This is a genomic window from Dietzia sp. DQ12-76, assembly GCF_014145045.1.
GTDB lineage: Bacteria > Actinomycetota > Actinomycetes > Mycobacteriales > Mycobacteriaceae > Dietzia.
Window position 1 is genome coordinate 1 of record NZ_JAALDV010000084.1, and the last position, 6,724, is coordinate 6,724.

8 protein-coding genes and 1 pseudogene are annotated in these 6,724 nt (G+C 69.5%); 5 read left to right on the forward strand and 4 right to left on the reverse strand.

The features are described 5' to 3' along the window. The 4 genes from G6019_RS04060 to G6019_RS04075 all read right to left on the reverse strand — a co-directional run. Nucleotides 1–1,562, reverse strand: a 1,562-nt coding sequence (locus G6019_RS04060; protein WP_182627084.1) for a heavy metal translocating P-type ATPase, incomplete at its 3' end; no start/stop codon positions are given. A gap of 11 nt (nt 1,563–1,573) precedes the next feature. Further along, nucleotides 1,574–1,789, reverse strand: coding sequence for a heavy-metal-associated domain-containing protein (locus G6019_RS04065; protein ID WP_182612018.1), 216 nt, complete (start codon nt 1,787–1,789; stop codon nt 1,574–1,576). Between the two features lie 60 nt (nt 1,790–1,849). Next, on the reverse strand, nt 1,850–2,137 hold the full coding sequence (locus G6019_RS04070) for a metal-sensitive transcriptional regulator (protein ID WP_107757657.1): 288 nt from the start codon (nt 2,135–2,137) through the stop codon (nt 1,850–1,852). Between the two features lie 81 nt (nt 2,138–2,218). Further along, nucleotides 2,219–2,836, reverse strand: coding sequence for a helix-turn-helix transcriptional regulator (locus tag G6019_RS04075; RefSeq protein WP_182612019.1), 618 nt, complete (start codon nt 2,834–2,836; stop codon nt 2,219–2,221). Between the two features lie 149 nt (nt 2,837–2,985). Here G6019_RS04075 and G6019_RS04080 point away from each other — a divergent pair, with 149 nt between their 5' ends. The 5 genes and pseudogenes from G6019_RS04080 to G6019_RS04100 all read left to right on the forward strand — a co-directional run. Continuing rightward, complete coding sequence (locus G6019_RS04080; protein WP_107757658.1) at nt 2,986–3,261, forward strand: WhiB family transcriptional regulator; 276 nt, start codon at nt 2,986–2,988, stop codon at nt 3,259–3,261. Nucleotides 3,262–3,391: 130 nt separating this feature from the next. Then, nucleotides 3,392–5,179, forward strand: a complete 1,788-nt coding sequence (locus tag G6019_RS04085) for a TIGR03767 family metallophosphoesterase (protein WP_182612020.1) — start codon at nt 3,392–3,394, stop codon at nt 5,177–5,179. 44 nt (nt 5,180–5,223) lie between these two features. Continuing rightward, on the forward strand, nt 5,224–5,565 hold the full coding sequence (locus G6019_RS04090) for a hypothetical protein (protein ID WP_182612021.1): 342 nt from the start codon (nt 5,224–5,226) through the stop codon (nt 5,563–5,565). A gap of 68 nt (nt 5,566–5,633) precedes the next feature. Continuing rightward, entirely contained in the window at nt 5,634–6,167 is a 534-nt protein-coding gene (locus tag G6019_RS04095; RefSeq protein WP_182612022.1) for a hypothetical protein, read from the forward strand. 224 nt (nt 6,168–6,391) lie between these two features. After that, nucleotides 6,392–6,724, forward strand: a pseudogene (locus G6019_RS04100) (lipase family protein); the annotation flags it as partial.

Sequence of the window (6,724 nt, forward strand, 5' to 3'; positions counted from 1 at the left end):
GGGAGGTCGCCGACCCGCTCTCGGGCGCCGGCGGCGATGGCCCGGGCGATGGGGTGCTCGGAGGCGTCCTCCACCGCGCCGGCGCAGCGCAGCACCTGCGACTCGTCCTGCCCATCGGCAGCGGTCACCGAGACCAGCGCGGGCGTTCCGGTGGTCACGGTGCCGGTCTTGTCGAGCACGATCGTGTCGACGCGGCGGGTGGACTCCAGGACCTCGGGGCCCTTGATGAGGATGCCCAGTTGCGCGCCGCGGCCGGTCCCGACCATCAGGGCCATGGGCGTGGCCAGACCGAGCGCACAGGGGCAGGCGATGATGAGCACCGCGACCGCGGCCGTGAACGCCATGGAGGCGCCGGACCCGGTGAGCAGCCAGAAGGCGAACGTCGCGGCGGCAAGGACCAGGACGGCGGGGACGAAGACGCCGGAGATGCGGTCGGCGAGGCGTTGCGCGGCGGCCTTGCCGGACTGGGCGTCGGTGACCATCTGTGCCATCCGGGCGAGTTGGGTGTCCGAGCCCACACGGGTGGCCCGGACGATGAGACGTCCGCTGGTGTTGACGGTTCCGCCCACCACCGCGTCGCCGGTGGAGACCTCGGTCGGCACGGACTCCCCGGTGACCATGGCGGTGTCGACGGCGGAGGCTCCGTCGACGATCCGGCCGTCGGTGGCGATCTTCTCACCAGGGCGCACGATGAACTCGTCGTCCACCTGCAGGTGTTCCACGGGGATCCGGGTCTCGACGCCATCGCGCACGACCGCCACGTCCTTGGCGCCGAGTTCGAGCAACGACCGGAGGGCCGCTCCCGCCGTGCGCTTGGACCTGGCCTCGATGTAGCGGCCCAGCAGGACGAAGGTGGTGACCCCGGCGGCGGCCTCGAGATAGATGTCCCCTGCGCCGTCGCTGGGAGACAGCGAGAACTCGAATCCGTGGGTCATCCCCGGCATTCCGGCGTGGCCGAAGAACAGCGCGTACAGCGACCACAGCAACGCGGCGGACGTGCCGATCGACACCAGGGTGTCCATGGTGAACGAGCCGTGCCGGATGTTGATCGCCGCGGCGCGATGGAACGGCCATCCGCCCCACACCACGACGGGCGCGGCGAGCGTCAGGGAGAGCCACTGCCAGTTTGTGAACTGGAGGGCGGGGATCATGGCCATGGCGATCACGGGCACGGACAGCACCGCGGAGACGATCACACGGTGGCGCAGACTCTCGACGCGGTCAGGCGCCGCGGAGTCGTCGGTGGCGTTGCCCGCATGCGCTGTGGCGGTGACCGCCCCGTCGGCGTGCGTCGTTCCCGGAACGGCGGCCGAGGTGCGGGGTCGTGGCCACCGGGCCGAATACCCCGCCTGTTCGACGGTGTCCAGTAGGAGCTGCGATTCCACGCCGGGGGCGTACTCGACCCGCGCCTTCTCCGTGGCGTAGTTGACCTCGGCGGTCACCCCGTCGAGTTTGTTGAGCTTGCGCTCGATCCGGCTGGCGCACGAGGCGCAGGTCATGCCCTCGATCTGGAGGTCGACGAATGCGGTCGCAGGCCCGCTGGAGACATCGGTGTCAGTCATGTCCGGTCAGCTCATTCCGCGTCGTGGAGTGTGTACCCGGCCTCGTCCACGGCCGCACGGACGAGCGCGGGGTCGACGGGCTCGGGGGCGACGACGACGAGGCGGCCCGACTCCAGGTCGACATCGACCGCGGTCACGCCGGGGATCTCCGAGACCTCTTCCTTGACGGAGGCGACGCAGTGTCCGCAGGTCATCCCGGAGACGGTGAAGGTGGCGGTGTCGGACATGAGGTTCTCCCTTGGTGGTGGATGGTCAGCGGTGTGCAGGAGCGGACCGGGTGTCGTGCCTCAGGACTTGACCAGGCGAGCGATGGCCGCGTTGGCCTCGGCGAGCTTGGCCTGTGCCTCCGGTCCGCCGTGCTCGATCGCCCCGGCCACGCAGTGGCCCAGGTGCTCCTCGAGCAGGTTGAGCGAGAGCGACTGCAGGGCCCGGGTCATCGCGGAGACCTGGGTGAGGATGTCGATGCAGTACTTGTCCTCCTCGACCATCTTCTGCAGACCGCGGGCCTGGCCCTCGATGCGGCGCAGTCGCTTGAGGTGATCGTCCTTGTTCGCGGTGTACCCGTGCTCGCCCATGCCGGATACGGTACCCCCCTAGGGTACCTGCCGCAAGGCCTGGGACACCCCGGCACCAGGCACCGGCGACCGGACGGGCTGCTACCGGTCAGGCTGCAGGCCGTGGTCGATCCCCCAGGCGACCGCCTGCGCGCGCGTGCCGACGCCCATCTTCCGGTACGCGGCACGGATGTAGGTCTTGACCGTGTTCGCGGACAGATAGCACCTGTCGCCGATCTCCCGGTTCGACAGGCCCTGCACGATCAGCCCCACCATCTCGGCCTCACGGGCCGAGAGGCCGGCATCCTTGGCGGGCCAGTCGTTGGCACCTGTGGCCGTGTGTCCCGGCCCCACCATTGTCACGACGCTCCCCGCCGCGATCTCCTCGATCCCACGCACCAGGTCCGCCGCGGGCAGGGCCTTGGACAGGAAGCCGTTCGCCCCCAACGCCAGGCTGTCGTCGACCGCGGCCCGGCCGGAGGCGAAGGAGTACACCGCGACCGCGCCGATCGACGGGTCCTCACGCAGCGAGGCGAGTCGGGCGTGTTTGCCCACCGGTGCTGCGAAGGTGTCGTACAGGGCCACGTCCACCGCCGTCGCCCCTTTGGACACCGCGTTCTTCTCCACGACCTCGACGCGGTCGGAGTACTCCGAGAGGATCGCGTTCACCCCGGCGACGACGACGAGATAATCGTTGATCACAGTCACCCTGACCGGCATGAACAGACAATAGCAACGAACCCCGGCTCACCCGATACCGCTATCACACCCCTGAGGGTGTGGCCCGACCACTTTCACACACCGGATGATGGAGTGTTCCTCCGCGAGCGATCCACGGATCGCCGCCGAACCGAAAGTGGGTTGATCATGTGGCTGAGGCAGCCTGGACTGCACTAGAAGATCGATGGGCCTGGGCCGACCGCGGGAACTGCGTGGGACACCAGGACCTGTTCTACAACGACGACCACGACCTCAAGGGCACGAGGCGCAAGAACGAGGAACTCGCCAAGCAACTCTGCTCGACGTGCCCGGTACTCGACCGGTGTCGCGCCTACGCCATCGAGGAGCGAGAGCTCTACGGCGTCTGGGGCGGCATGACCGAGATGGAACGACACACGAAAGCGGGCCGACTGCGCACCGGTTGACCTGCGCCGGGGCCGCGACGACCTGAGGCCACGTTGGCGCACAACGGGTTCCAGACGATGATCGCGCACCCCGTTCCCTCCCGCCGCCTCCGGGGCTACTCTTCTGCTACTCGAGGCCGGAGGAGAGTCGATGCCCGGTTTGTCACGTCGCCAGTTCCTGAGCCGCGTCGGCGCACTGGCCGCGGCGTGGGGCCTGGCACCGGCCGCGCTCGGCGGTCGACTCGCTGTGGCCCAGAGTCCTCCCGAGGTGCCGCGGTCGACGTTGTCCGGAACCATTCTCCGCAGAGGGGGCGAGGCCCGGTCCTATCGCACCCTGGCCGCGGGCCCGGGCGAGGCCCATCTGCCTCGGATGGACATCCTGCGTGCGTCTCCGTCTGCGGCACGAGCCGGGGCACGCCGTTCGCTCCTCTACCTCGGGCACCTGTCCGATATGCACGTCATCGACGCACAGTCCCCGTGCCGTATCGAGCCGATGATCGTCCAGGATCACGCCACGTGGGGATCGGCGTTCCATCCGCAGGACCCGCTCACCGTGCATGTGACCGCGGCGATGGTCAAGTCGTTCGCCGACAACTCGATCAGCCCCGTGACGGGGGCTCCGCTCGGTGCGGCGATCGTCACCGGCGACAGCGCGGACATGCATTCCCACCTCGAACTGCGGTGGTACATCGACGTCCTCGACGGGGTACCGGTGACCCCGAACAGCGGGTCACCGACCCTGTTCGAGGGCGTGCAGGCCTGGCGGGACGCCCAGTGGGCGTACCGGCCGGAGGATCCCTCGGGCGGCGCGTTCGGCGACTACGGGTTTCCCCGGCTGCCCGACCTGTTGTCCCAGGCCATCTCACGCCCCGTCGAGTCGGTCGGCCTGCCGGTGCCGTGGTATGCGGTGTACGGCAATCACGACACGCTCCTGCTGGGCACCTTCGGTCTGTCCCCCCAGCTCCGTTCCCTCGCGGTCGGCTCGCAGAAGTCTCACACGCTGGCCGCCACCGCGTCGTCGACGCTGAGTGGATACGCCGCGACCGCGAGCCCGCTGCAGCGGCTCGGTGACGCGTTGGGGGTCCGGTCGGGTACCAGACCGGGATTTCGTGGGGTCACCGCGGATCCGCGCCGATACCTGTTCGAGCAACGCGAATTCATGGCCGAGCACTTCGACACCACGGAGACGCCCGGCCCCGTCGGGCACGGATTCACCCAGCACAATCTCGACTCCGGGGAGACCTGGTGGACCGCGGACCTGACGCCCCACGTACGGGTGTTCGGCCTCGACACCTGCAACGCCGTCGCCGGCGCCGACGGTGCGGTGCCGGGCGATCAGTTCGAGTGGCTCAGGGGCCAGCTGGATCGCGCGCAGTCGCAGGAGAAGCTCGTCCTCATCCTGACCCACCACAACAGCATGACCCTGGAGAACCGGGCGCGGCGACCGGGTTCGACGGCCACCCTCCACGGCGCCGACGAGTTCGTGGACCTGCTGCTGGCCTACCCGGTGGTGATCGGCTGGCTCAACGGGCACACCCACCAGAACCAGATCCTCGCCCACCGCGGACGCGACGGGGGCTTCTGGGAGATCACGACCGCATCCTGTATCGACTTCCCCCAGCAACAGCAGACCGTGGAGATCGTCGACAACCGGGACGGGACGCTGTCGCTGTTCACGACCGTTCTCGATCACGCGTCGCCGGTCACCCCGGGCTCCTCGGGCGGCTACCTGGACCTCGCATCGCAGAGCAGGGAACTGGCCGCGAACGACTGGGCCGAGAACCCCCTGATGAGGCGCGGCTCGGCACTTGACCGCAACACCGAGCTCCTGCTGCCCGCCCCGTTCGACCTGGACGCCATCACGGATGACTCACTGGAAGAGCAGCACCTGCGTGAACGCGCTCGCCTCCTCGCCCACGAGCAGCGAGCGCAGCGATGAGGCGGGGCACGGGGGACGGGAGCGAACGCGAGATGACGCGCCGGATGAAAGTTGCGACGGGGGGAGCGATCGTCGTGCTCGCGGTGGCGGGATGTTCGCAGATCGACGCGCTCGCGCCTGTCGGGGGAGCAGAAATCGCGGACCTTCGATACGCGGCGAACGAGGTCCTGCTCGAGCAGGGGGTCGAGATCCTCGTCGCACCGGTGTGCGAGGGCCACGGAGCAGGCCTGCGATGCGTGGGGGAGACCGTCGACGAGGAGACCATCACGGCGACGCTGACCTCCGAGGACGGCACGACCTTCGAGCTCGAGGTCGGGGAGCGCCTCATCTACTCCGGCCCCGTGCAGGCCGTACTCGACCGCAACGGCACGGTGGGTTCGAGATGAGCGGTGGGCGCACGATGACCGGGACATGGCGGGGCTGCGTCCGGGGTGCGCCTGTGACGGTCCCGGTCGTGATCGCCAACGCACTCGTCCAGGCGTTGCTGACAGTCGGCGATCCGGCCCCCGAGGCCGGGTGGGGATTCGCTCTCCGCGTGACGGTCTCGGGCGTGGCGATGATCGTCGCACTCTGGATGGTCGTCGGCGCGACTGCTACCGCGGTCCGCCCCGACGAGAGGTTCTCTGCGCCTCCGGTGCGGCTCCTGGCCGGTTCCGCGCTGGCGGTCCTGCTCGGAGTCCTCGCCGGAGTGCTCTCACCGATCCTGCCGATCGTCATCGCGTCAGCGGCGCTGCCCCTACTGTCGACGCTGGCCGTGACGCCGAGGGGGGCCGCGCGTCACACTCTCGCGCACTCCCCCGGCCGGGCCGCCCTCGCCTTCCTCGTGACCGTGCTGGTGCTCCTCGCCAACTGGATCGTGGCTCTGATCCTCGGCTTCTTCGTCACCGGGCCTGTTTCCGCAGCGCTGACGTGGGTGGTCTTCGGTGTGAGCGCGACACTTCTCGCCGCCTGGTGGGCCACGGTGCATCGCCGGGCCGCGGGCGCCTGAGCCGGATTCGGGCGACGTCACCACACGCGGCCACATGGCCGGCACCGATCCCGGATCGCGGCGTGATCGGGGTGCCCTCCCCCTTCCCGGCAGTGTCGCTTTACACTCCGTTCATCAGTGATACATGCCACACCAAGTCCGGGGGGACCGTGCTACTTCGTCGAACCGCGATGTGCGCTACCGCACTCGCCAGCGCTCTCGCGATGACCATCGGGGGTGGCGCCGTGACCGCACCCGTCGCCTCGGCCCAGGACTCGTCCAACGATCCTGCTCCCGCGTTCTATCAGCCGCCGGCCCAGTTGCCCGCCGGCCCGGGTGCGCTCGTCAAGACCGAGGCGTTCCCGCTCGCCGGTGCCATCCCTCCGATTCCCGGGGCGGAGTTCGTCTCCGACGCTGCCGGGCCCATCTCGACCGACGCCCAGCGGATCATGTACACCTCCGTCGGATCGAGAAACCAGAAGATCGCGGTGACCGGGACCTACCTCCAGCCCCGCGCCCCGTGGGCGGGCCCGGGACCGCGGCCGCTCGCGGTGCTCGCGCCGGGGACCCAGGGGATG